Genomic DNA, 23,614 nt, shown 5'->3' on the forward strand with positions numbered 1-23,614 from the left:
TGTTCCTCTTCTTTTAGAGCGCGTCCGGTCCGCGCTCGCCGGTCCGTACCCGTACGGCCGTCTCGACCGGGAGGGACCAGACCTTGCCGTCACCGATCTTGCCGGTGCGTGCGGCCTTGACGATGACGTCGATCAGCTGCTCGGTGTCGTCGTCCTCGGCGAGTACCTCGATACGGATCTTCGGTACCAGGTCCACCGTGTACTCGGCACCGCGGTAGACCTCGGTGTGTCCCCGCTGACGACCGTAGCCGCTGGCCTCGGTGACCGTCAGACCGTGGACCCCGAAGGCCTGCAGGGCCTCCTTGATCTCGTCGAGCCGGTGCGGCTTCACGACGGCGGTGATGAGCTTCATGCGTCCACCTTCTTCGTCTCCGCGGCGGCCAGCGCGCCGCCACCGATGCCACCGCCGGCGCCGCTGAAGTCGTATGCGGTCTCGGCGTGCTCGGCCTGGTCGATGCCCGAGATCTCCTCGTCCTCACTGACCCGCATACCGATGGTCTTGTCGAGGATGAAGGCGAGGACAGCGGAGACGATCAGCGAGTAGGCCAGGACGGCGAAGACACCGGCGCACTGCTTCCAGAACTGCGTCATGCCGCCGCCGTAGAAGAGGCCTTCCACGTCGGACTGGCCCTTGCCGCTGGCAAAGAAGCCGATGAGCAGGGAGCCGACGACACCGCCGACCATGTGGACGCCGACGACGTCGAGCGAGTCGTCGTAGTTGAAGCGGTACTTCAGGCCGACGGCCGCGGCGCAGGCGACACCGGCGATGACACCGACCGCGATCGCGCCGAGCGGGCTGACCGCACCGCCGGACGGGGTGATGGCGACCAGACCGGCGACCGCGCCGGAGGCGGCGCCCAGAGTGGTGAACGCGCCGTGGCGGATCTTCTCGTAGGCGAGCCAGGCGAGCATGGCGGCCGCGGTGGCGATCTGCGTGTTGACGAACATCAGCGGGCCGACGCCGTCGTCGTTGCCGAGCCACGAACCGGCGTTGAAGCCGAACCAGCCGAACCACAGGAGACCGGCGCCGAGCATGACCAGCGGGAGGCTGTGCGGACGCATCGGGTCACGCTTGAAGCCGGCGCGCTTGCCGATGACGAGGATCACGCCGAGCGCGGCGGCACCCGCGTTGATGTGGACCGCCGTACCACCGGCGAAGTCGATCACACCGAGCTCGAAGGCCCAGCCACCGGTGCCCCAGACCCAGTGCGCGACCGGGAAGTACACGATCGTCGCCCACAGGACGAGGAAGAGCGACCAGGCGGTGAACTTCACGCGGTCGGCGATCGCGCCGCTTATCAGGGCCGGCGTGATGATCGCGAACATCATCTGGAAGACGGCGAAGACGAAGACCGGGATCGTGTACCCCGACCAGATGTCCATCTTGTCGATGCCGCTGAAGCCGACGAAGTCGGATTCCCAGCCGATCAGCGAGCCGTGGTCGGTTCCGAACGACATGGAGAAGCCGTAGAGCACCCACAGGATCGTGATGATCCCCATGCTGATGAAGCTCATCATCAGCATGTTGAGCGTGCTCTTGACGCGGACCATGCCTCCGTAGAAGAAGGCGAGGCCCGGGGTCATGATCAGCACCAGGGCGGAACAGATAAGCATGAAGCCTGTGTTGGCGGCAGACAACTTGTCTGCGGCAAGCGTGATGGCTGGTGCCATCGGCGTCTCCTCGTCGTTGGTACGGCCCCGTGCGGGCGAAGCCTGAGCGGTCATGAGGGGTGGGCCGGTTATGCGCCATGAGATTGGCGCAGCGCGGTTTCCGTCGAAGCCCCTCGTTGTTTCGCCGCCGTGACGAAGGCGTCCTGTGTGTTACGCGTCGATGAACTGGCAGATGTTCGGCCGAGCGATCGTTATCGTGGCGCAACCTTCCGCAGAGGAACGAAACCGGCCGCGGTCGGCCTTCCGATGACCTGGCACGGGGGAGCCGAGTCGGGCAGTTCGGGAGGGCCGGCCGCGGCCGGGGTTCTGGGGCTGCGCCGGGTTTCAGACCGCTTCGGCGGTCTCCGGCAGCTCGATGGCGAGCTTGTCGGTGAGGTCGATGACCTCGGCGAGCTCACCGAAGTCACGGACGGCCGTGTCGACCGTCTTTCGAATACGAGTGTTCACGCGCTCCGAGCGGACCTTCTTGGCTACGTGCATGGCGTCCTCGACGAGGACCGTGCTCCGCTCGGGCTCCCGCTGCAGCAGGTGCACCGTGGCCATGCCGATCAGGTTCAGTGCGTACGACCGCTGGTGCTCGCTGTCCTTGGCGAACAGCTCGACGGCCCGCCGCATCACGGGCTCGGCCAGCGAGGCGTAGGTGGGGCTGCGGCCGGCCACGTAGGCCAGGTCGCGGAAGGAGTGGCTGTTCTCGCCGTGCAGTTCGGCCTCGGAGAAGAAGCGGATCCAGTCGGACTCCGGCTCGTCCCAGTCGTCCACGTCGGCGAAGGTGTCCTCGGCCATCCGGACCGCCCGCTTGCACTTGCCGGGCTGCCCCATGTTGGCGTACGCGCGGGCCTCCATCGCATACAGCATGGACTGGGTGCGCGGGCTCGCGCAGTCCCGGCTGCCGTACTGCGCGAGGTGGATCAGCTCCAGCGCGTCGTCGGGCCGGCCGAGGTGGATCATCTGCCGGCTCATGCTGGACAGGACGTACGAGCCCAGCGGCTTGTCGCCCGCCTCCTTGGCGGCGTGCAGGGCCAGGACGAAGTACTTCTGCGCGGTCGGCTGCAGCCCGACGTCGTACGACATCCAGCCGGCCAGCTCCGCCAGCTCGGCGGCGACCTTGAACAGCTTCCTGGTGGTGGAGTCGGGCTGGGGCTCCTGGAGGAGGTCCGTCACCTCGTGCAGCTGGCCGACGACCGCCTTGCGGCGCAGACCGCCGCCGCACTGGGCGTCCCACTGGCGGAACATCACCGTGGTGGACTCCAGCAGCTCCAGCTCGGGCCGCGACAGCCGGCCGCCGCGCCGGCTCGCGGCGAGCGACTCGGCCTGGGCCGACTGGGGGCTGTGCGACGAGGGCACCAGCCAGCGCTGCATCGGCTCGATGAGGGACGGGCCCGCGGACAGGGCCAGCGAGGTTCCGAGGAAGCCGCGCCGGGCCAGCATCAGGTCGCTGCGCGAGAACTCGCTGAGCAGGGCCACCGTCTGCGGGCCCGTCCAGGGCAGGTCGACGCCGGTCACGGAGGGTGACTGGCGGGCCGCGCGCAGGCCGAGGTCCTCGACGGAGACCACACAGCCGAAGCGCTCGGAGAACAGCTCGGACAGGATCCTGGGGATGGGCTCGCGGGGGTTCTCGCCGTCCAGCCAGCGGCGGACGCGCGAGGTGTCCGTCGAGATGTGGTTGGCACCCAACTGGCGTGCCCTGCGGTTGACTTGCCGGGCGAGTTCGCCCTTCGACCAGCCGCTGCGCACGAACCACGACGTGAGCAGCTCATTGGGCAGCTTCTCCGTGCTGGTCGCGGTTGTCCCGCTTCCGCCGTTGCCGCTCACTGGAACGCCCCCATCCCTGAGACCACTTGTCGCTGAGTGCGCCAAGCCTTATCAGAATGCCGGTAAATACGGCCGTCCGTCTGCCGGTTGTCACCCTTCGAACGGAAAGCCGACTTGCCTCCGGCATACCCACGAGTGCATGTGCCCCCAGGACCCGTGCACTCAAAGTAATCCTACGATCACTGCTCCAGCCATGGCGATCCCGGAAACGCCACCATTCGCCACCCCTTCGAATGAACCTACGGTCGCCCACGCACGATTCACTTGACATAGGACGACCGGGAGTCGGCGGAGCGGTGCACTCAGGGGCGCGCACCACCAGGTTCACCACCCGGGACACATCCGAGCGCCGCCTGGACCACGCGGGGCAGGGAAGTCGGGAACACAGAGTCACGTTCCGCATCCGCGTCGTAACCACCGGCGCTTCGGACACGTTGGAGGGGGCATGGGCTTCACGATCGGCGGCATCCGGGAGATCCGCTCCGGCACGCGTCGGCGCGGCCGCTCCTTCGAGTGCACGGCCGTCGCCGAGTTCACCGGTCTCTGGGGCTGGGACGTGGTGCGGGGCGCGCGGGCCGCGGCCGGCGCCTGCTCGTGCGGTCGCCGGGACTGTCCCGAACCGGGCGCGCATCCACTGGAGTTCGCGCCCCAGGTGCCGGCCGGCGCCACGCTCGACGAAGTCACCAAGGCCTGGGCGGAGTTCCCGGGAGCGTCGGTCATGCTGGCCGTCGGCCGCGCCTTCGACGTGATCGAGGTGGCCGAGCCCGCCGGGCGCCGCGCCCTGGTCCGCCTGGAGCGCATGGGCCTGCCCGTCGGCCCGGTCGCCGCGACCCCCGAGGGCCGTGCCCACTTCTTCGTCGCCCCCGGCGCCGCCGCCGAACTCCCCGAGCTGCTCTACCGCATGGGCTGGGACGACCCCACCTCGCTCGACCTGCGCGGCCTCGGTCCCGGCACGTACATCACGGCCCCGCCGTCCGACCGCGGCGGCCTGGGCCCGGTCCACTGGCTGCGGCCCCCCGCCCTGGACGCGGCGTCCCAGCCCCCGGCGGCCCGCCTGCTGCTGGGCACGCTGGCGTACGTGGCCCACCGGTCGCGGGCGTAAGGGCTGTCGTTCGGATCAGCCCAGCACGCCCGCCCACAGCGAAGCGCCCGTCCCTGACTGCATCTCGGGGGCGGGCGCTTCTTCGTCGTGGGCGAATGGTCGTACGAAGGTCCGCACGAAGGCGCGGTACGGAAACCGGCTACGGGTTCTCGGAGTTCACTCCCCGATAAGGGCATCCACGAACGCCTCCGGCTCGAAGGGCGCCAGGTCGTCCGCGCCCTCGCCGAGACCCACCAGCTTGACGGGTACGCCCAGTTCGCGCTGGACCGCGATCACGATGCCGCCCTTCGCGGTGCCGTCGAGCTTGGTGAGGACGATGCCGGTGACGTCGACGACCTCGGCGAACACGCGGGCCTGGACCAGGCCGTTCTGCCCGGTCGTCGCGTCGAGGACGAGCAGCACCTCGTCCAGTGGCGCCTGCTTCTCGACGACCCGCTTCACCTTGCCGAGCTCGTCCATCAGGCCGGTCTTGGTGTGCAGTCGGCCCGCGGTGTCGATGAGGACGACGTCGGCCCCCATCTCCTTGCCCTCCTTCACCGCGTCGAAGGCGACGGAGGCGGGGTCACCGCCCTCGGGCCCGCGCACGGTGTAGGCGCCGACCCGCTCGCCCCAGGTCTGCAGCTGGTCCGCGGCGGCGGCCCGGAAGGTGTCGGCGGCGCCCAGCACGACGCTGTTGCCGTCGGCCACCAGGACCCGGGCGAGCTTGCCGGTGGTGGTGGTCTTGCCGGTGCCGTTGACCCCGACGACCATCACGATGCCGGGCTTGCGGTCCTCGGGCTCGGTCTTCACGACCCGGTCGACGTCGGTGCCGACCAGCTTGAGCAGCTCCTCGCGCAGCAGTGTGCGCAGCTCGTCGGGGGTGCGGGTGCCGAGGACCTTCACGCGGGCGCGCAGGCCGTCGACCAGCTCCTGGGTGGGCTGCACGCCGACGTCGGCGGTGAGCAGGATGTCCTCGATCTCCTCCCAGGTGTCCTCGTCGAGGTGCTCGCGCGACAGCAGCGTGAGCAGCCCCTTGCCCAGGGCGTTCTGGGAGCGGGAGAGGCGGGAGCGCAGACGGACGAGGCGTCCGGCGGTCGGCTCGGGGACCTCGATCTCGGGAGCCGTGGGATCGGGCCCCGCGGGCGGCTCCTCGACGGCGACGGGCGCGGGGCCGCCCGGCAGATCCACCTCCTCTATCGTCCGGCGCGGTTCGTCGCGCGGCGTCTCGGCCTCGTCGCCGACGTGCGGCTCGGCCGGCGGTGCGGTGATGTCGGGTACGGAGGTGGGCGGCGGAGGCAGCGGCTTCTTGCGCCGACTGCCCACGACGAGCCCGCCGATCGCACCGAGCACGACCACGGCGATGACTACAGCAAGGATGACGGTTTCCATAACGCACTCAGTATCAGCCATGGGCCTCGGCCGGACCCAGGCAGTGTTTTCACATGGGCTGAATGGGCTGATTCCATGACTTAACCGGACTGCCGCACGACGGCACCCCCTCGCACCTCAAACAGGGGCCCACGACTCTGGCCGTCTGACGCTCCGTCAGCTACCGTCCCTCGCACATCCGCCCGGCGAAGGGGACCCCATGCCCGTCACGGTCGTACGTTTCAACCTCGTCGAACCCGACGCCACCCCCGCCTCGCTCGGCGCCCGCTACCGGGCGGCCGTGGAGATGGCCGCGTACGCGGACGAGCGCGGGGTCACCACCGTGCAGACGGAGGAGCACCACGGCGTCGCCAACAACTGGCTGCCCTCGCCGTTCGCCTTCGCGGCCACGGTGTTCGGCGCGACCCGCACGATCGCGGTCACCGTCTCCGCGATCATCGGCCCGCTGCACGACCCGCTGCGGCTGGCCGAGGACATCGCGGTGCTCGACCTGCTCAGCGGCGGCCGGCTGGTGACGGTGGCCGGCATCGGCTACCGGCCCGAGGAGTACGCCCAGTTCGACGTGGACTGGAAGCGGCGCGGCAAGCTCCAGGACGAACTCCTGGAGACCCTGCTCAAGGCCTGGACCGGCGAGCAGTTCGAGTACCGGGGCCGCACGGTACGGGTCACCCCGCGCCCGGCCACCGAGCCGCACCCGCTGCTCCTGGTCGGCGGCTCCTCGAAGGCCGCCGCCCGCCGCGCCGCGCGCCTGGGCCTGCCCTTCTTCCCCAGCGCGCACCTGCCGGAGCTGGAGGCCTACTACAAAGAGCGGCTGGTCGAGTACGGCACCGAGGGCTGGACCATGATGCCGACCGCCGAGACGCCCCTGCTGCACATCGCCGAGGATCCCGACCGGGCGTGGGCGCACTACGGCAAGCACTTCCTGCACGAGGCACGGACGTACGCCTCCTGGCAGTCCGGCGAGATCCGCTCGGCGGTGAAGTCGGGGGCCACGGACGTCGACGAGCTGCGCGCCGAGGGCGTGTACCGGATCCTCACGCCCGACGAGTGCGTGGCGCAGGGGCTCGACAACCTCGTACTGCATCCGCTCGCGGGCGGGATGCCGGTGGACGAGGGATGGCGCAGCCTTCGGCTGTTCTGCGACGCCGTGCTGCCCCGGCTCGTCGACTGAGCCGGGGCGGTCGCTGCGCGGGTCAGCCCATCTCCTCTAGCTTCTTGCCCTTCGTCTCCTTCACGAACTTCAGGACGAACGGGATGGAGAGCGCGGCGAAGACCGTGTAGATCACGTAGGTCGCGGAGAGGTTCCAGTCGGCCAGCGACGGGAAGCTCGCGGTGATGGCCCAGTTGGCGATCCACTGCGCGGAGGCGGCGATGCCGAGGGCGGCGGCGCGGATCCGGCTCGGGAACATCTCGCCGAGGAAGACCCAGACCACGACGCCCCAGGACAGGGCGAAGAAGAGGACGAAGACGTGGGCCGCGATCAGGGCGGTCCAGCCCTGCGTGGACGGCAGCTTGCCGTCGACCAGGTGGTGGGAGAAGGCCCAGGCCTCCAGCGCGAGACCGACGACCATGCCGACCGAACCGATGAGGGCCAGTGGCTTGCGACCGATGCGGTCCACGAAGATCATGGCGATCACGGTGCCGATGATGTTCACGATCGACGTCGTGAAGGAGTAGAAGAACGACTCCGTCGGGTCGACGCCGACCGACTGCCACAGCGTCGAGGAGTAGTAGAAGGCGACGTTGATGCCGACGAGCTGCTGGAAGGCCGAGAGGCCGATGCCGACCCAGACGATCGGCTTGAAGAAGAAGCCGCCACCGCCGAGCAGGTCCTTGAAGGTCGACTTGTGCTCGCTCTTCATCGCGTGCTCGATCTCGGCGACCCGGGCGTCCAGGTCGACCTCGTCGCCCTCGACCTCACGCAGCACCTTGTGAGCGCGTTCCAGCTTGCCCACGGAGATCAGGAAGCGCGGGGACTCGGGGATCGCGAAGGAGAGCAGACCGTAGAGGACGGCCGGGATCACCATGACGCCGAGCATGACCTGCCAGGCTTCCAGGCCCATGAGCTTGCCGCGCTGGTCGCCGTCGGCGGCGTTCAGCAGACCCCAGTTGACCAGCTGCGAGATCGCGATGCCGATGACGATCGCGGCCTGCTGGAACGAGCCGAGCCGGCCGCGATAGGCGGGCGGGGAGACCTCGGCGATGTAGGCGGGGCCGATGACGGAGGCCATGCCGATGGCGAAACCGCCGATGACCCGCCAGAACGCGAGGTCCCAGAGGTCGAAGGGCAGCGCGGAACCGACGGCGCTGACGGTGAACATCACCGCGGAGATCTGCATACAACGGATGCGGCCGATGCGGTCCGCGATGCGTCCGGCGGTCGCGGCGCCGATGGCACAGCCGATCAGGGCGATCGCGATGACCTGTGCCAGGGCCGCGGAGCCGATGTCGTAGCGGTCCCGGATGGCCTCGACGGCGCCGTTGATCACGGAACTGTCGTAGCCGAAGAGGAAACCGCCCATCGCGGCCGCCGCCGCGATGAAGATGACGTGCCCGAGATGTTCGGGGTGAGCCGGTCCGGCTCCTGACTTGGGGGCCTCAGCGGTGCTGGTCACGTGTACTCCTTGGGCCACCGGCAACGCTGCCGAATGGGGGACCCTGCCAGATCGGTGGCATCTGAAAGTAAAAACGACGTTGCCGAGACTATGCCTTCAAGTTTCGAAGTCAAGAGGCGGCACATGTGAGATCTGGGCACACTCGTGAGGGAAGTGTGTTCAATACTTGAAGGGAAGGTTCAGCGAAGCCGCTGGCTGATGACCTTCGAGACCCCGTCGCCCTGCATGGAGACGCCGTACAGGGCATCGGCGACCTCCATCGTCCGCTTCTGGTGCGTGATCACGATGAGCTGTGACGCCTCCTGCAGCTCCTGCATGATCCGGATCAGCCGCTGAAGGTTGGTGTCGTCGAGCGCGGCCTCGACCTCGTCCATGACGTAGAAGGGGCTGGGTCGAGCTTTGAAGATCGACACCAGCAACGCTACGGCGGTGAGTGAGCGCTCGCCACCGGAGAGCAGGCTCAACCGCTTGACCTTCTTGCCCGGCGGGCGGGCCTCGACGTCCACTCCCGTGGTGAGCATGTTGTCGGGATCGGTGAGGATCAACCGGCCTTCGCCGCCCGGGAACAGCCGGCTGAAGACGCCCTCGAACTGCACGGCCGTGTCCCGGTACGCCTCGGTGAATACCTGTTCGACGCGCTCGTCGACCTCCTTCACCACCTGGAGCAGGTCGGCGCGGGTCTTCTTCAGGTCTTCGAGCTGCTCGCTGAGGAACTTGTGGCGCTCCTCCAGCGCGGCGAACTCCTCCAGGGCGAGCGGATTCACCTTGCCGAGCTGCTGGTACGCACGTTCGGCCGCCTTGAGCCGCTTCTCCTGCTCGGCGCGGTGGAAGGCCTTGGGCTGGTTGCGCGGGTGCTCGGGGTCGTCCGGGAGCTCCTCGCCCTCGGCGGCGAGCGAGGGCGGCACGAGCTGGTGGGGGCCGTACTCGTCGACGAGCCCGGCCGGTTCCACGCCGAGTTCCTCCAGCGCCTTGGTCTCCAGCTGCTCGACCCGCATCCGCTTCTCGGCGCCGAGCACCTCGCCGCGGTGCACGGAGTCCGTCAGCTTGTCGAGCTCGCCCTTGAGGTCGCGGCCGGTGGTCCGGGCGACGGTCAGCTCCTGCTCGCGCCGCGCCTTGGCGGCGTCGGCGGCGGACCGCTCCTGATCGGCCCGGCCGAGCGACACCTCGACGTGCAGGAGCAGTTGGCGCGCACCGGAGGCGACGGCCTCGGCGACGGCCGCCTCGTGACGCAGCCGGGCGCGGCGCTGCTCGGCACGCGCGCGGGCGTCTCGCTCCGCGCGGGCGGCACGGTCCAGGGAGTCGGCCCGTCCCGCCAGCCCCTTCACCCGTTCCTCGTGTGTACGGACCTGGAGGCGGGCCTCCATCTCCGTCTGGCGGGCGTTGGCACCGTCGGCGGCGAGCCGGTCCCGTACGGAGGTGTCGGGCTCCTCCTCGACCGGCATCTCCTCGGCCACGGCCAGCCGTTCGGCCAGTTCCTCGGCCTCTTCTAGGGCCTTGTCGAGGGCGTCCTGCGCGCGGGCGGCGGCTGCGGTCGACCTCTCGGCCTCACCTGCGGCGCCGCGTGCCTGTCCGGACAGGCGTCCGAGCTGCTGGGCCACGGCCGACTTCTCCCGGTCGGCTGCCCTTCGCCGCTCCCCCAGCGCCTCGACCTGCGCGGCGGATTCCTTGCGGTGCTCGGCTGCCGCGTGCTGGGCCTCGGTGAGCTCTTCGCAGCGGACTGCCAGCTCTTCCAGTTCGGCGGCGGCCTCGTCGACGGAGGCCTGTACTTCGAGGAGGCTGGGGGCGCCCGCTGAGCCGCCGTGGGCGAAGTGGGCGGCCAGGAGGTCGCCTTCGGCGGTCACCGCGGTCAGCTCGGGGTGCCGGTAGACCAACTCCTCGGCGTCCTCCAGGGTGCTGACCACGACAATGCCGTGCAGGAGGCGGCGGATTGCGGGCACGAGGTCGGAGGGGGCGCGCACCAGCTCCGCGGCGGAGAGGGGGGCGTTCGGTGATGGGGCGTCCGCGGGTGCTTCGCGGCTGATCGCGCCGTTCCCCGCGCCCCTTTGGGGCACGTCTGCCGACGTCGGCTCCTCTGGGGCCCCCGCCAGGAGCAACGCCGCCCGACCACCGTCCTGCTTGCGGAGCAGGCGGATCGCGTCCGCCGCCGCCGACGGGGTGGTCACTGCCAGAGCATCCGCCGCCGCGCCGAAAGCCGCCGCCAAGGCCACCTCGTAGCCCGGTGTCACCGTCAGCAGTTCCGCCGCCGGACCCAGCAGTCCCGTAAGGCGGTCCTTCGCGCCCAGCAGTATCCCGGTGCCGTCCTTGCGCCGCAGGCCCATTGCCAACGCTTCGTGGCGGGCCTGGGTCGCGGCTCGTTTGCGTTCCGCTGCCGTGGCCGCCTCGCGGGCGGCCGTCATCGTGGCCTCCGCCTCGGCCAACCGGCGCTTCGCCGCGTCGTGCTGCTCGCCGAGCTCCACGTCGCCGGCGTCGAGGCCGTCGACCTCCGCCTTCAGTGCCTCGTACTCCTCCTGGGCGGTGACGGCCCGCTCCTGGGCCTCGTCGCGGGCGGCGGCGAGGCGGTCGATCTCGGCCTGGGCGGAGGCGGCGCGGGAACGGGCCGCGTTGACCTGACCGTTCAGCCGGGCGAGGCCCTCGCGGCGATCGGCGATCGCGCGGGCCACGTCCTTCAGGCGCCGTTCCTCCTGGATGAGTTCGCGCTCCAGGTCGGAGCGGTGCGCGACCGTGTCCTCCAGCGCCCGCTCGGCCGCCTCCAGGGCCGCTTCCAGCTCGGCCTCCTGCTCGCGGATCCGGGCGGCCTCGCGCTCCATGTCCTCGGGGTCACGACCGCGCCGCTCCTCCGGAGGCACCGAGGTGGCGCTCTTCACGCGCGCGTCGGCCAGCGAGATCGTGCCGCGCACCCGCTCGGCGAGCTGCGAGAGTTCGTACCAGGTCTGCTGGGCGCGCTGGAGCCGCGGGGTGAGCTGCCGTACCTCGTCCTCCAGGAGCGCCTCGCGCTGCTGGGCCTTCTTCAGCTCCAGCTCGGCGGCTTCCTTGCGTTCCTTGAGTGCGGCCTCGTCGGCGACCTCGGTCTGCAGCGCGGATCGCAGCCGTACGAGATCGTCGGCGAGCAGGCGCAGGCGGGCGTCGCGGAGGTCGGCCTGGATGACGGCGGCCCGGCGGGCGACGGCGGCCTGCCGGCCCAGGGGCTTGAGCTGGCGGCGGAGTTCGTCGGTCAGGTCCTGCACGCGCGCGAGGTTGGCCTGCATCGCGTCCAGCTTGCGCAGCGCCTTTTCTTTGCGCTTGCGGTGCTTGAGGACGCCGGCCGCCTCCTCGATGAAGGCGCGGCGGCCCATGGGATCGGCGTGCAGGACGGAGTCGAGCTGGCCCTGGCCGACGATGACGTGCATCTCGCGGCCGATGCCGGAGTCGCTCAGCAACTCCTGGATGTCGAGGAGGCGACACGTGTCGCCGTTGATCTGGTACTCGCTGCCGCCGTTGCGGAACATGATCCGCGTGATGGTGACCTCGGCGTACTCGATGGGCAGCGCACCGTCGGAGTTGTCGATCGTCAGGGAGACCTCGGCGCGGCCGAGGGGCGGACGCCCCGTGGTGCCGGCGAAGATGACGTCCTCCATCTTGCCGCCGCGCAGCGACTTGGCGCCCTGCTCGCCCATGACCCAGCTGAGCGCGTCCACCACATTGGACTTGCCCGAGCCGTTCGGTCCCACGACACACGTGATACCCGGCTCGAACCGGAGCGTGGTCGCCGAGGCGAACGACTTGAACCCTCGGAGGGTCAGGGCCTTGAGGTGCACGCCGCTGGACTCTACCTTCCGCCGCTATCTCACTCCATGAACGTCCGGTTCCCCGCGGTTTCGCCGTTGAACGTGCAGGGCACACCAAACGTTAAAGAGGGTGAAGGGCGACGGGGGAAAGAAAGAAGGGACGCCGAAGCGTCCCTTGCAAACTCTGACAACTTAGCGGCTGATGTTGGCCACCGAACCCCTGCTGTCGTGGTGCGATGCAGTGATCAGGTGAGCGCAGGCTCCGCCTGGCGTGCGTCGATGCTCTCGAGAAGCGATTCGTGAGAAGCGGCAGCCGTCAGCGCGTCGTTCTCCGCCTGGATCCGTCCGAGCTCGGATTCCAGGTCCTGGACGCGCTGCTGGAGCCGTCGCATCTCGGCGAGGAGTCGCGGGTCGGAACCGCCGACGTAACCGAGAAGCGCCTTTGCCATGATGGATGGTCCTCCACACTGAGTGACCGACCGAAGCGGTGTGGGTCGTGAGGGAATCGCACCCGCAGTGCCTGGCACTGTTGAGAAAGTGCTGCCGTTCTCCATGCCAAACAGCTAAGGTGCGCGGGGTTTTCAGCGTCTCACCAAAAAGTTTGACGGTCAACACGATCACGCCCTGTATTGACGGGCAACCCGCGGTCGGCGGCCTGAAGACGGCGGCGCTGCGACTCCTGCGGGGTCCTGAGGGCGTGGCGATCATTCTTAGCTGCGGAGCCTGCCACGACGCGGGGTCCTTGGCAACCACCAGGCCATTCCTGCTCGGGGCAGCTGCCGGTGGCATGTCCCTCCGCTTCGGCCTGGGCCGCTTTACAGAACCGGCTCAACGGATGGCGAAGCCGTCGTATCCCCCACGGGGTGTGTCCCAGATCTCGGTGACACCGTCCACGCACCCGGGCGTGTCGTCACCCTGCAGCCACCCCAGGAGTCCCTCACACCCCTCCCGGGGGCCCTCCGCGACCACCTGAACCCGTCCGTCCGCCAAATTGAGAGCAAAACCACTCAGGCACCCGAGCTCCAGGGCCTTGGCCCGCGTGAACCAGCGGAAACCCACACCTTGGACGCGTCCCCGCACCCAGGCGACCAGCCGCACATCCTCGCTCATGAGTGCAACCTAACCGGCCAATGTCTCTCGGGGCACTCCCTCCCCTGGCGCCATGCGGTACCGTCCCCATCCAATGAATCTCATATGAAACTCACTCGATCGAGTGAGATGCCGTGAGTCGGGTCACAGCCAAGATTCCATGGGTCCCGAGGTTCAACGGATCCCGAGGTCCTATGGGTCCGCTTGACCGCAAGAACGAGGAAGGCAAGGACATGGGACGCCACCGACGCTCCGCCGCCGGCCGCGCCGCCACAAGCCGCGCCACGGGGGTCACTACAAGGGACGGCTCGTACGCGAGCGGCTACGACCCTCAGGAGTACTCGTACAGCTATGAGCCGTCGCAGTCCTACGGCGGTGGGGCCCCGGAGTCGTTCGGGAGCGGCCCCGCCACGGACAGCGAGGCGCACACCAGGGCGTCCGCGCGCAGCGCCGCCTACCTCTTCGCCAACGAGGACGACTTCGCCACGGTCTTCCCGAATGACGGGCGCACGCCCGTCGGGGACTCCGGCCGGGGCCGCTCGCACCGTCGGCGCAAGAAGACCGTGACGCCGGTGAAGTCCGGTCTGCTCGGGGTCTCGGCGGCGGTCGCCATCGGCACCGTCGCGGTCGCCACGGGTTCGATGCCCGGCCTCGACAACTACAAGCTCGGCGGCGGGGGTGGCGGCGACAAGGTCCAGGCCGCCGGCACGCCGACCAACTCCGCGACCGAGCAGGGCGGCACGTCCGGCAGCGCGGAGAACCGGGACGACGGCTCCTCGACGAGCCGCGACTCCGACCGCGCGGCCTCGCCGAGCACGATTCCCTCGACCTCGCCGTCGACGGCCGCGCCGAGCAAGAAGCCGACCGAGAAGCCGGTGGAGACGCCGAGCGAGAAGCCGACCACCACGCCTTCGGAGAAGAAGCCCGCCCCGCCGGCGAAGACCTCCTCCCCGATCACGGTCTCCGCGGAGTCCGCGGCCGAGGCGCAGGTGCTCCAGCTGGTCAACGCCGAGCGGGCCAAGGTCGGCTGCAGCCCGGTGGCCGCGAACAGCGCGCTGTCGGAGCTGGCCGAGGCCTTCAGCGACGCGATGGCCGCGGAGGGCTTCTTCGACCACACCGACCCCAGCGGGGCCACTCCGTGGGACCGCGCGGCGAAGCTGGGCATCGCCGGTCTCGGCGGCGAGAACATCGCCCGCGGCCAGGCCGACGCGGCCGCGGTGATGGAGGCCTGGATGAACAGCCCCGGCCACAAGGCCAACATCCTGAACTGCGACTTCAAGACCCTGGGCGTCGGCGTGCACCTCGGCGAGGGCGGCCCGTGGTGGACGCAGGACTTCGGGTACTAGACCCGGTACGCACGACTCGAACCCGGCGCTAACTGAGGGTTAGCGCTGCCTTCGAGTACGCTCGTGGCATGGACATCACGCAGGAGCCCACGGACGTGCGGGACCTCCCGTACAGCGTGTTCGCGAAGGCCTGCCCCTCTCGCGGGACGCTGGAGCATGTCACCGGCCGCTGGGGCGGGCTGACCCTCGGGGCCCTGTACGAAGGCTCGCTGCGCTTCAACGAACTGCGCCGGCGCGTCGACGGCGTGAGCGAGAAGATGCTCTCCCAGACCCTGCACGCGCTGGAGCGCGACGGCCTGGTGCACCGCGAGGCCCAGCCGACGAACCCGCCCCGCGTCGACTACGAGCTGACCGCCCTCGGCCGCGAGATCGCCGAGCGGCTGCTCGGCCTCATCCACTTCGTCGAGGGCCGCATGGACGACGTCCTCGCGGCCCGCGAGCGCTACGACGGGACGCGCGGCGCCCTCTGACACGTCGGGCAGAAGTAGCTGGACCGGTTCATCCACGGGCGCCGGCGCATCGGCGTACCGCACCTCTTGCACGGCAGACCCTCACGCCCGTACGCGTCCAGCGACCGGTCGAAGTACCCGGACTCGCCATTGACGTTGACGTAGAGGCTGTCGAAGCTGGTGCCGCCGACGGCGAGCGCCGCGTTCATCACATCCCTTACGTGGCCCAGGAGTTCGGCCGTGCGCGGGCGGGTGAAGCCGGCCGTGGGGCGCTCGTAGTGGACGCGGGCGCGCCAAAGGGCCTCGTCCGCATAGATGTTGCCGACTCCGCTGATCAACGACTGGTCCAGCAGGGCCCGTTTGATGGTCGTGCGCTTGCGGCGCAGCGCCTGGTGGAAGGCCTCGTCGTCGAACAGCGGGTCGAGGGGGTCACGGGCGATGTGCGCGATGACGTCGGGCAGGCCCTCGGGGGTGTTGTCGTGCAACGACAGTCCACCGAAGGTGCGTTGGTCCACGAAGCGGAGTTCAGTGGCGAGGTCGTCCGCGAACCTGACGCGGATCCTGAGGTGCTTCTCGTCGGGTGCGGTGGCGGGCTGGACCAGGAGCTGGCCGCTCATGCCCAGGTGCGCGAGGACCGACTGGTGGGTGTCCTCCAGGGGCAGCCACAGGTACTTGCCGCGGCGGCTCGGGACCCCGACGCGATGCCCCTTGAGGCGGTGCGTGAAGTCGTCGGCGCCGGCGATGTGCCGGCGTACGGCACGCGGGTGCAGCACCTCGGCGTCGGCGACGACACGATGGGTGACCCATCGCTCCAGGCCGCGCCGGACGACCTCGACCTCGGGCAACTCGGGCATCGGGACTCCCGTACCGGAAAACCGCTGTGGATGAACCGAGCGCCCGGCCCCCGGAGGGGACGGGCGCTCGGGATGCGCTGTTCGTCAGGCGGAGACGGACGACGGGCCTTCCCCGTCTTCCTCGGCGGCTTCGTCGACTGCCGGTTCGGCAGCCTTCTCGGCCTCCAGCTCGGCGGCCTGTACGGCCGCCAGCTCGGCAGCTTCCACGGCGGCCTTCTCGACCGCCGCCTTGGCTCGCTCGTCCGCGTCGGCCCGGATGGACCTCCACGCGGACTCGGCGGCCTGCTGCTCCGCCTCCTTCTTGCTGCGGCCGGTGCCGGTGCCGTACGAGACGCCTCCGACGCGGGCGGCAGCAGTGAAGGTCTTCTCGTGATCGGGGCCGGTCTCCGTGACCAGGTACTCGGGCACGCCGAGACTTTCGGTCGCGGTGAGCTCCTGGAGACTGGTCTTCCAGTCCAGGCCGGCTCCCAGATTCGAGGACTTCTCGATCAGCGGGTCGAACAGGCGATGCACCAGTTCGGAAGCCGCGTCGAGGCCTCGGTCGAGATAGACCGCGCCGATCACCGCTTCAAGGGTGTCGGCGAGGATGGACGCCTTGTCCCGGCCGCCTGTGCCCTCTTCACCCCGGCCGAGCCGGATGAAGGAACCCAGGTCGAGACCGCGACTGACCTCCGCCAGCGCACGAGAGTTGACCACCGCGGCCCGCAACTTGGCCAGTTGGCCTTCGGGCAGGTCGGGGTGGGTCGTGTACAGCGTGTCCGTGACCACGAGGCCGAGCACGGAGTCCCCGAGGAACTCCAGCCGTTCGTTGGTCGGCAGACCGCCGTTCTCGTACGCGTAGGAACGGTGGGTCAGCGCACGCACCAGAAGGGCGGACTCGAGCTGGTAGCCGAGCCGCCCTTCCAGAAGCGTGTGGGACGAGGCCGTATTGTCCGACTTTTTCCTGGCGGTTGGGTCCGCCTTGGCGTCATCCGCCTTCTTGGCAGTGGACACGGTGCCTCTCACCAGCCGCTCAGACCTCGAGGACCTGGCGCTTGTTGTAAGTGCCGCAAGACGGGCACGCGATGTGCTGCAGCTTGGGCTCGTGGCAGCGCTCGCACGCAACCAGGTTGGGGACCGCAGCCTTCCACTGCGACCGGCGGTGGCGCGTGTTGCTGCGCGACATCTTCCGCTTCGGAACAGCCACGGCTACTTCTCCTGCTTCTCGGCGGCACGGGCTGAACGAGGCTCGTCGCCGCTCATCTTGTCCTTCTCGCCGTCTTCGAGTGAACCGGCGAGTCCCTGCAGTGCCGCCCAACGGATGTCGACGGCGTCGTGGTGGTGGTCCGGGTCGTCCGTGAGCCGCTCTCCGCACTCGGAGCACAGGCCCAGACAGCCGTCCTGGCACACCGGCTGCATCGGCAGTGCGAGCACCACCGCATCCCGCAGCACGGGTTCGAGGTCGAACAGGCCGTCCTCGATGAAGAGCCTGTCCTCATCTTCCTCGGCGTCGTCGACCGGCTCCGCTTTGGGGCGGCCCCGGTCATCGGCGTCGGGGTAGGAGAACATCTCCTGGAATTCCGCTACGAGCGCCAGCTCAAGCGGCTCCAGACACCTTACGCACTCCCCCTCGGCCTGTGCACGGGCGGTGCCTGTGACAAGCACCCCTTCCATGACCGACTCAAGGCGGAGGTCGAGCTCCACCGGGGCGCCTTCCGGCACTCCGATGACCCCCTGCAGACCGAGGTCCTTCGGGGCGTCGATCGTGCGGGACAACCGCTGCTGCGCGCCGGGTCGCCGCCCGAGCTCGTGTGTGTCGAACACGAGCGGGTCGCGATGGTCTAGGCGCGCGTTGGAGGTCATTCCTGCTTTCGATCTTCTGAACTCAGAGGGACGCTGCCCATCGGTGACTCCGGGCAGCGCTGATCGCGGACGTACACGCGACCGAAGAGCCAGGATACTGGACCTTTCGCTCTCGTCCCAATCCGGATGTCCGTTACTGGCCGCGGCCCTGCTCGTAGGCCCTCAACTGCTCCGGGGTGATCATGCCGGTGTCGAAGAGGCTGGTCTCGTCCAGGGCGTAGGACTGCTGGGCCTGCTGCGCCTGCTGCGCCTGCTGGGCCTGCTGATCCTGGTTCGGGTCGTAGCCGGCCTGCTGCTGGGCGTCGTAGCCCTGGTAGGCGTAGGGGTCGGCCTGCTGCTGGTAGCCGTACGCGTCCTGCTGGCCGTAGCCCTGCTGCTGGTACTGGCCGGCGTAGGGATCGGCCTGCTGCTGGTAGCCGTACGCCGGCTGCGGCTCGGCGTAGCCCTGCTGCTGGGCGGGCTGCTGGGGCGCCGCCGCGGCGTTCTCCTGCTCGGTGAGGGCGGTGAGGTCGGCCAGGTAGTCGGCGTCGCTGGAGTGCTGGAAGGTCGAGTGGTCGTCGGCCAGGGCGCCGAGGTCGTCGGTGGCGATCCGGCCGTGCAGCTTCTGGCGACCGCGGCCGACCGCCTCCAGGGTCTTGGCCAGCACCGCCTCGAAGGCGCCCAGCTTGACGTCCACGTAGGAGTCGGCGTCCTTGCGCAGGGTCTCCGGGTCGTGGCTGCGCTCGGGGGCGTCCTCGTCCTCGTAGCCCTGCTCGTCCAGGCCGGGGCCGGTGCCGAGCAGCTTCTCGCGGCCGCGGCCGACGGAGCCGAGGGTCTTGGTGAGGACGACCTCGAAGTTGGCCAGTTTGGAGTCGACGTAGTCGTCGGCCTCCGCGCGCACGTCCTCGGCCTCCTTGCGGGCCTCGGCGAGGATGCGGTCGGCCTCGGACTGGGAGCGGCGGGCGATCTCGGTGTCCGAGATCAGGGAGCCGCGCTCGGCGTGCGCGTGCTGGATGATCTGCTCCGCCTCCTGGCGGGCCGACTCGACCATGTGGTCGCGGTCGCCGATCAGTTCCTGGGCCTGGGCGAGCGAGCCGGGCAGGGCCTGGCGCAGCTCTTCGAGCAGCGCGAGCAGATCGGCGCGGTTGACCACGCACGACGCCGACATGGGCATGGAACGGGCGCCCGAGACCGAGGCCACGATCTCGTCGAGCTTCTTCTGCACGTCCACCTGTGCGTCCACCGGTACTCGCCACTCTCTACAGCTGTGTTGGAGACGGACGGGACGACTGTAGCCCCATCAGCCTTTGCGCAGGCGCTTGTCCAGAGCCTCCAGGACCAACGGCGGTACCAGGTGGGAGACATCGCCGCCCCAGGTGGCGACCTCCTTGACCAGGGAGGAGGAGAGGAAGCTGTAGGTGGGGTTGGTCGGCACGAAGAGCGTCTCCACGCCGGACAGGCCGTTGTTCATCTGTGCCATCTGCAACTCGTAGTCGAAGTCACTGACGGCGCGCAGGCCCTTGACGATCGCCGGGATGTCGCGCTGCTTGCAGAAGTCGACGAGGAGGCCGTGGAAGGCCTCGACGCGTACGTTGCCGTAGTCGGCGGTGACCTCGCGGATCAGGTCGATCCGCTCCTCGATCTCGAACAGGCCCTTCTTGGACTTGTTGATCATCACCGCGACGTAGACCTCGTCGTAGAGGCGGGAGGCGCGGGAGATGATGTCGAGGTGTCCATTGGTGATCGGGTCGAACGACCCGGGACAGACGGCACGGCGCACTTGTGGTCCCTCGCTCTCCGGTCCGGTCATCGTGCGTCTTCGCACGTAGAGGCGGCGCGACCGTACCAAAACGTCCCTTCGCCGTAGCGACGGGCCCTGATCGCTTCGAAACCGTCCGGCCACCGGAATTCGCCGCCTCGGGTGCTTCGCTCAACGGTGACCAGTGCCTCCGGCGTGAGCCAGCCCCCGGTGCGGAGTGTGAGGAGAATCTCCCGAAGATCGGCGTCCGTGACGGCGTACGGGGGATCCAGGAAGACGAGGTCGTACGGGTCTGGCGGGGCCGGTGACTGGATGATCTGTTCTGCCTTGCCCGCCCTCACCTCGGCGCCCGGAAGGCCCAGGTTCTTGACGTTCTCCTTGATGGTGCGGGCGGCTCTGGCGTCCGCCTCGACCAGGAGGGTGTGGCTCGCGCCCCTTGAGAGGGCCTCCAGGCCGATGGCCCCTGAGCCGGCGTACAGGTCGAGGACCCTCTCCCCGTCCAGGGGGCCGCCGAGGAGGGACTGCCAAGTGGAGAAGAGTCCCTCGCGGGCGCGGTCGGAGGTGGGGCGGGTGCCGGTCCCTGGCGGGACGGCCAGGCGGCGTCCGCCGGCTTCGCCTGCGATCACGCGGGTCATCTTCGGTCCTTGGTTGTGGGCGGCTTCAGGTTTCAGTGTGGCTGGTCGCGCGGTTCCCCGCGCCCCTGGGGTGGCTCGCCTCAGCCCTTTTCCAGGTACTGCTCCCTCTCCTCGTCCAAGAGGGCGTCCAGGGCCGTCCGTAGGCCGGGGAACCCGGTCAGCTCGGGATCTGCCGCCACCACCGCCGCTGCCTCCTCCCTGGCCTCGGCGATGACCTCCTCGTCCTCGATGACCGCCAGGACGCGCAGGCTGGAGCGGGCGCCCGACTGGGCCTGGCCGAGGACGTCGCCCTCTCGGCGTTGTTCCAGGTCGATGCGGGAGAGTTCGAAGCCGTCGGTGGTGGCGGCGACGGCGCCCAGGCGCTGACGGGCGGGGCTGGCCTCGGGCATCTCGGTGACCAGGAGGCAGAGGCCGGGGGCGGAGCCTCGGCCCACGCGGCCGCGGAGCTGGTGGAGCTGGGAGACGCCGAAGCGGTCGGCGTCCATGATCACCATCGCCGTGGCGTTCGGGACGTTCACGCCGACCTCGATGACCGTCGTGGCGACCAGGACGTCGGTGTCACCGGCGGCGAAGCGGCGCATGACCGCGTCCTTGTCGTCGGGGTGCATACGGCCGTGCAGGACCTCGACCGAGAGGCCCTGGAGGGGGCCCTTGGCCAGGTGGTCGGCCACTTCGAGGACGGCCAGGGGCGGGCGCTTCTCGGCCTCGTCCTCGGGGGACTTCTTCTTGGCGGACTTCTTGGGGCCGCCCTGTTCGTCGGCGTCGTCGCCGATGCGCGGGCAGACGACGTACGCCTGATGGCCGTTCTCCACCTCTTCGCGCACGCGCTCCCACGCGCGCGCCAGGAAGTGGGGCTTGTCGGCGGCCGGGACGACATGGGTGGCGATGGGTGAGCGGCCGGCCGGGAGTTGGTCGAGGACCGAGGTCTCCAGGTCGCCGAAGACCGTCATCGCGACCGTGCGCGGGATGGGCGTGGCCGTCATGACGAGCAGGTGCGGGGGCTGCTTGCCCTTGCCGCGCAGGGCGTCCCGCTGCTCGACGCCGAAGCGGTGCTGTTCGTCCACCACGACCAGGCCGAGGTCGTGGAACTGGACCTTGTCCTCGATCAACGCGTGCGTGCCGATCACGATGCCGGCCTCGCCGGTGACGAGATCGAGAAGGGCCTGGCGGCGGCCGGCCATGCCCATGGACCCGGTGAGCAGCACCACCTTGGTGGCCGTCTCCGCGCCGCCCAGCATGCCGCCCTCGGCCAGCTCGCCCATCATCTCGACGATGGACCGGTGGTGCTGCTGGGCGAGCACCTCGGTGGGGGCGAGCATCGCGGCCTGACCACCGGCGTCGACGACGGCGAGCATGGCGCGCAGGGCCACCATCGTGTTGTGGGTCACGGTGAAGTTGTCGGTGACGTAGGCGTGGCTGGGATGCGCGACGCTGATGCACTGGACGGGCTTACGTCCCACGTACTCCACTGCTCGGATTCCGCGTCGGAACATGTTGTATTTCGGCCTCGTCCGCAGACGTTCGGCTTTGCGGGCGAGCCTGAACGGAGCGTATTCCTCGGGTAGGGCCACCGACACGTTGAAGGCGGCCTTCTCCGGCAGAACTCGCGCTCGACCGCCGAGCGACCGCACCAGCCAGGCGACGTCGTTCGCCAGCCTGAGCGAGGCGGAACAGAACGAGATACTCAGACCGTCGGCGTGGACGGTGCCGTCCGTGTCCATCAACCCTTGCAGCAGGGCGAGACGGTTCTTGATCGACGTGTTTCTGAACTCGTCGGGAACGAACTTGCCGTGTGAGGTCACGCCCCAGAGACTCAACTCACGCAGAGTCTGGATCACCGGGTTTCGGACGCCTCCGGCCCGTCGGACCAACTGAATCGTGAAGTCGCAACGTGAGCCCTTCACCGGAACCAGCCGGCAGTCAGGGGCCACAGCCGTCGCCACAGCGTCATGGATCTCGTCGTCGGTCGTGGACAACCGCAGGTTGTGCCGGAACGAGCCGTCTCCCAGAAGGAGACCAAACAGATACGGATCGAGAGGCAGCCCGAAATCACCTCCGAGGTCGACCGGGGAGGCTGCGGGGAGATACCACTTCGAGGATCCGTTGGCCTTGAACGTGTCCCGCCGAATCTCCCGAGTCGTCATGACCTTGGGATCCTGGCCCCGGTGCCACGCGCAACTCGTGCCGACGATCCAGAGATGCTCGTCGTCGCACTCCACCTGGCTGCCGTCGGAAAGGACCAGGCGCCAGACCTCACGCTCTCCTTGGGGGAAGACCCCGTCGATCAGCGCGACCTCCCCGTCCGGCACGACAACCTCGTCCCCCACCTTCAGATCGCCCATGCGACGGAACCCGGCGGGGGTGAGCACGAGCGAGTCCAGTGGCTGAGCCTTTCCCGATCCGACCTCCCCTTGCAGCAGCCGGTGCATCGGATGGTCCGTAGCCAGGTCGTCGAAGATCTCCTTCGAGACCTTCTGCTGGCCGTCGGTGAGGGTGAAGGGGAGGCGGTCGTCGAAGGATGTGAGGAGGCCGTCGGGGGACGGTTTGCGTGGGACCGCCGGGAGTTGGGCGTCGGCGTGGCGGCGGCGGGCGAGGGCGACCTGGAGGACGAAGGCCTCGTCCCACTTGAGGCGGGCGCGGGCGTCGGCGATGTCGGCCTGGGTGCGGGGGCGGTGGATCTTGAGGAGGGCCTCGGGGAGAGAGACCAGGCCGCGGCCTTCGCGCAGGGTGTCAGGGAGGGGGTCGATGGCCTCCTGGGCGCTGGGCAGCACCGTCTGGATCGCCTTGCCGATCTTCCAGGACTCCATCTTGGCGGTGGCGGGGTAGAGCGGGATGAGGGCGCCGGCCCAGGTCTCGACCGGTTCGTCCACGTCGGCGTGCAGCAACTCGTAGGCCGGGTGGGCCAGTTGAAGGCGGCGGTTGAAGACGGAGACCTTGCCCGCGAACATCGCGCGCGTGCCCGGCAGCAGGTCCTTGTGGGGCTTGTGCACGCCGTTGCCGAAGAAGACCAGCTGGATGCGGCCGCTGCCGTCGGTGATGGTGACTTCGAGGCGCTGGCCCTTGCCGCGCGGCGCCTTGGACGAGGCGAAGGTGTGCAGACGGGCGTCGGCGACCTGGGCGACCACCGTGACGTGCTCGTCCATGGGCAGCTCGGCCAGGTGCGTGAGCTGGCCCCGCTCCTCGTATCTGCGCGGGTAGTGGTGCAGGAGGTCGCCGACGGTGTGCAGCCCGAGATGCTCGGCCATCACCTTCGCGGTGGCGGGGCCGAGCACCGATTTCAGTGGCTGTTGCAGCGGTTCTTTCAGTGCGGGCACGAGATCCATTGCACA

Annotated in this window: 20 protein-coding genes; 4 read left to right on the plus strand and 16 right to left on the minus strand. The window is 69.3% G+C overall.

The genetic code is table 11. The features are described from left to right. Positions 1 to 13: 13 nt before the first annotated feature. The 3 genes from M2283_RS33055 to nsdA form a co-directional block, all read right to left on the minus strand. Positions 14 to 352, minus strand: coding sequence for a P-II family nitrogen regulator (locus tag M2283_RS33055; protein WP_123997477.1), 339 nt, complete (start codon positions 350 to 352; stop codon positions 14 to 16). Then, positions 349 to 1,671, minus strand: a complete 1,323-nt coding sequence (locus M2283_RS33060) for an ammonium transporter (RefSeq protein WP_280880145.1) — start codon at positions 1,669 to 1,671, stop codon at positions 349 to 351. Before M2283_RS33060 ends, M2283_RS33055 begins: the two co-directional genes overlap by 4 nt. A gap of 324 nt (positions 1,672 to 1,995) precedes the next feature. Next, positions 1,996 to 3,483 carry a transcriptional repressor NsdA gene (gene nsdA, locus M2283_RS33065; protein ID WP_280880146.1) on the minus strand — a complete coding sequence of 496 codons (1,488 nt, stop codon included), beginning with the start codon at positions 3,481 to 3,483 and terminating at the stop codon, positions 1,996 to 1,998. A gap of 445 nt (positions 3,484 to 3,928) precedes the next feature. On the opposite strand from nsdA, the gene M2283_RS33070 reads away from it, so the two are divergent. Continuing rightward, on the plus strand, positions 3,929 to 4,585 hold the full coding sequence (locus M2283_RS33070) for a bifunctional DNA primase/polymerase (RefSeq protein ID WP_280880147.1): 657 nt from the start codon (positions 3,929 to 3,931) through the stop codon (positions 4,583 to 4,585). Between the two features lie 156 nt (positions 4,586 to 4,741). On the opposite strand, the gene ftsY is transcribed toward M2283_RS33070, so the two are convergent. Next, entirely contained in the window at positions 4,742 to 5,953 is a 1,212-nt protein-coding gene (gene ftsY / locus M2283_RS33075) for a signal recognition particle-docking protein FtsY (protein WP_280880148.1), read from the minus strand. A gap of 199 nt (positions 5,954 to 6,152) precedes the next feature. Here ftsY and M2283_RS33080 point away from each other — a divergent pair, with 199 nt between their 5' ends. Continuing rightward, positions 6,153 to 7,124 carry an LLM class flavin-dependent oxidoreductase gene (locus M2283_RS33080; protein ID WP_280880149.1) on the plus strand — a complete coding sequence of 324 codons (972 nt, stop codon included), beginning with the start codon at positions 6,153 to 6,155 and terminating at the stop codon, positions 7,122 to 7,124. Between the two features lie 22 nt (positions 7,125 to 7,146). On the opposite strand, the gene M2283_RS33085 is transcribed toward M2283_RS33080, so the two are convergent. From M2283_RS33085 to M2283_RS33100, 4 genes are all read right to left on the minus strand, one after another. Then, positions 7,147 to 8,568: a sugar porter family MFS transporter gene (locus tag M2283_RS33085; RefSeq protein WP_280880150.1), complete on the minus strand. Its 1,422-nt coding sequence runs from the start codon at positions 8,566 to 8,568 to the stop codon at positions 7,147 to 7,149. A 179-nt stretch (positions 8,569 to 8,747) separates the two neighbouring features. Then, the gene (smc, locus tag M2283_RS33090) at positions 8,748 to 12,362 is read right to left on the minus strand and encodes a chromosome segregation protein SMC (protein ID WP_280880151.1); all 3,615 of its coding nucleotides are present in this window, start codon (positions 12,360 to 12,362) and stop codon (positions 8,748 to 8,750) included. Between the two features lie 215 nt (positions 12,363 to 12,577). After that, the gene (locus M2283_RS33095) at positions 12,578 to 12,781 is read right to left on the minus strand and encodes a hypothetical protein (protein WP_020128723.1); all 204 of its coding nucleotides are present in this window, start codon (positions 12,779 to 12,781) and stop codon (positions 12,578 to 12,580) included. Between the two features lie 379 nt (positions 12,782 to 13,160). Continuing rightward, complete coding sequence (locus M2283_RS33100) at positions 13,161 to 13,442, minus strand: acylphosphatase (protein ID WP_280880152.1); 282 nt, start codon at positions 13,440 to 13,442, stop codon at positions 13,161 to 13,163. Positions 13,443 to 13,654: 212 nt separating this feature from the next. On the opposite strand from M2283_RS33100, the gene M2283_RS33105 reads away from it, so the two are divergent. Together M2283_RS33105 and M2283_RS33110 are read left to right on the plus strand one after the other, a co-directional pair. Continuing rightward, complete coding sequence (locus tag M2283_RS33105) at positions 13,655 to 14,767, plus strand: CAP domain-containing protein (protein WP_280880153.1); 1,113 nt, start codon at positions 13,655 to 13,657, stop codon at positions 14,765 to 14,767. Positions 14,768 to 14,835: 68 nt separating this feature from the next. After that, positions 14,836 to 15,237 (plus strand): winged helix-turn-helix transcriptional regulator, encoded by a 402-nt coding sequence (locus M2283_RS33110; protein ID WP_280880154.1) that lies wholly within the window; start codon positions 14,836 to 14,838, stop codon positions 15,235 to 15,237. Here the strand turns inward: M2283_RS33110 and mutM are convergent. The 8 genes from mutM to M2283_RS33150 form a co-directional block, all read right to left on the minus strand. Further along, positions 15,210 to 16,070: a bifunctional DNA-formamidopyrimidine glycosylase/DNA-(apurinic or apyrimidinic site) lyase gene (mutM, locus tag M2283_RS33115; RefSeq protein WP_280880155.1), complete on the minus strand. Its 861-nt coding sequence runs from the start codon at positions 16,068 to 16,070 to the stop codon at positions 15,210 to 15,212. The genes M2283_RS33110 and mutM overlap by 28 nt on opposite strands. A gap of 84 nt (positions 16,071 to 16,154) precedes the next feature. Further along, a complete protein-coding gene (gene rnc / locus M2283_RS33120; RefSeq protein WP_280880156.1) occupies positions 16,155 to 17,075 on the minus strand; it encodes a ribonuclease III in 921 nt (306 codons plus the stop codon). A 7-nt stretch (positions 17,076 to 17,082) separates the two neighbouring features. Beyond that, positions 17,083 to 17,256 carry a 50S ribosomal protein L32 gene (gene rpmF / locus M2283_RS33125; protein WP_073491177.1) on the minus strand — a complete coding sequence of 58 codons (174 nt, stop codon included), beginning with the start codon at positions 17,254 to 17,256 and terminating at the stop codon, positions 17,083 to 17,085. Between the two features lie 2 nt (positions 17,257 to 17,258). Then, entirely contained in the window at positions 17,259 to 17,912 is a 654-nt protein-coding gene (locus M2283_RS33130; RefSeq protein WP_280880157.1) for a YceD family protein, read from the minus strand. Between the two features lie 133 nt (positions 17,913 to 18,045). Further along, a complete protein-coding gene (locus M2283_RS33135; protein ID WP_280880317.1) occupies positions 18,046 to 19,122 on the minus strand; it encodes a cell division initiation protein in 1,077 nt (358 codons plus the stop codon). A gap of 69 nt (positions 19,123 to 19,191) precedes the next feature. After that, on the minus strand, positions 19,192 to 19,671 hold the full coding sequence (gene coaD, locus M2283_RS33140) for a pantetheine-phosphate adenylyltransferase (protein WP_280880318.1): 480 nt from the start codon (positions 19,669 to 19,671) through the stop codon (positions 19,192 to 19,194). Positions 19,672 to 19,697: 26 nt separating this feature from the next. Next, a complete protein-coding gene (gene rsmD / locus M2283_RS33145; RefSeq protein ID WP_280880158.1) occupies positions 19,698 to 20,285 on the minus strand; it encodes a 16S rRNA (guanine(966)-N(2))-methyltransferase RsmD in 588 nt (195 codons plus the stop codon). Between the two features lie 80 nt (positions 20,286 to 20,365). Beyond that, positions 20,366 to 23,608 (minus strand): helicase-related protein, encoded by a 3,243-nt coding sequence (locus tag M2283_RS33150; protein ID WP_280880159.1) that lies wholly within the window; start codon positions 23,606 to 23,608, stop codon positions 20,366 to 20,368. Positions 23,609 to 23,614 lie beyond the last annotated feature (6 nt).

The organism is Streptomyces pseudovenezuelae, from assembly GCF_029892565.1.
GTDB lineage: Bacteria > Actinomycetota > Actinomycetes > Streptomycetales > Streptomycetaceae > Streptomyces > Streptomyces pseudovenezuelae_A.

Coding starts and splice junctions, on each gene's coding strand:
- M2283_RS33055 (WP_123997477.1), bottom strand. CDS start 352: ATGAAGCTCATCACCGCCGTCGTGAAGCCGCACCGGCTCGACGAGATC.
- M2283_RS33060 (WP_280880145.1), bottom strand. CDS start 1,671: ATGGCACCAGCCATCACGCTTGCCGCAGACAAGTTGTCTGCCGCCAAC.
- M2283_RS33070 (WP_280880147.1), top strand. CDS start 3,929: ATGGGCTTCACGATCGGCGGCATCCGGGAGATCCGCTCCGGCACGCGT.
- ftsY (WP_280880148.1), bottom strand. CDS start 5,953: ATGGAAACCGTCATCCTTGCTGTAGTCATCGCCGTGGTCGTGCTCGGT.
- M2283_RS33080 (WP_280880149.1), top strand. CDS start 6,153: ATGCCCGTCACGGTCGTACGTTTCAACCTCGTCGAACCCGACGCCACC.
- M2283_RS33095 (WP_020128723.1), bottom strand. CDS start 12,781: ATGGCAAAGGCGCTTCTCGGTTACGTCGGCGGTTCCGACCCGCGACTC.
- M2283_RS33100 (WP_280880152.1), bottom strand. CDS start 13,442: ATGAGCGAGGATGTGCGGCTGGTCGCCTGGGTGCGGGGACGCGTCCAA.
- M2283_RS33105 (WP_280880153.1), top strand. CDS start 13,655: ATGGGACGCCACCGACGCTCCGCCGCCGGCCGCGCCGCCACAAGCCGC.
- M2283_RS33110 (WP_280880154.1), top strand. CDS start 14,836: ATGGACATCACGCAGGAGCCCACGGACGTGCGGGACCTCCCGTACAGC.
- mutM (WP_280880155.1), bottom strand. CDS start 16,070: ATGCCCGAGTTGCCCGAGGTCGAGGTCGTCCGGCGCGGCCTGGAGCGA.
- M2283_RS33130 (WP_280880157.1), bottom strand. CDS start 17,912: ATGACCTCCAACGCGCGCCTAGACCATCGCGACCCGCTCGTGTTCGAC.
- rsmD (WP_280880158.1), bottom strand. CDS start 20,285: ATGACCCGCGTGATCGCAGGCGAAGCCGGCGGACGCCGCCTGGCCGTC.
- M2283_RS33150 (WP_280880159.1), bottom strand. CDS start 23,608: ATGGATCTCGTGCCCGCACTGAAAGAACCGCTGCAACAGCCACTGAAA.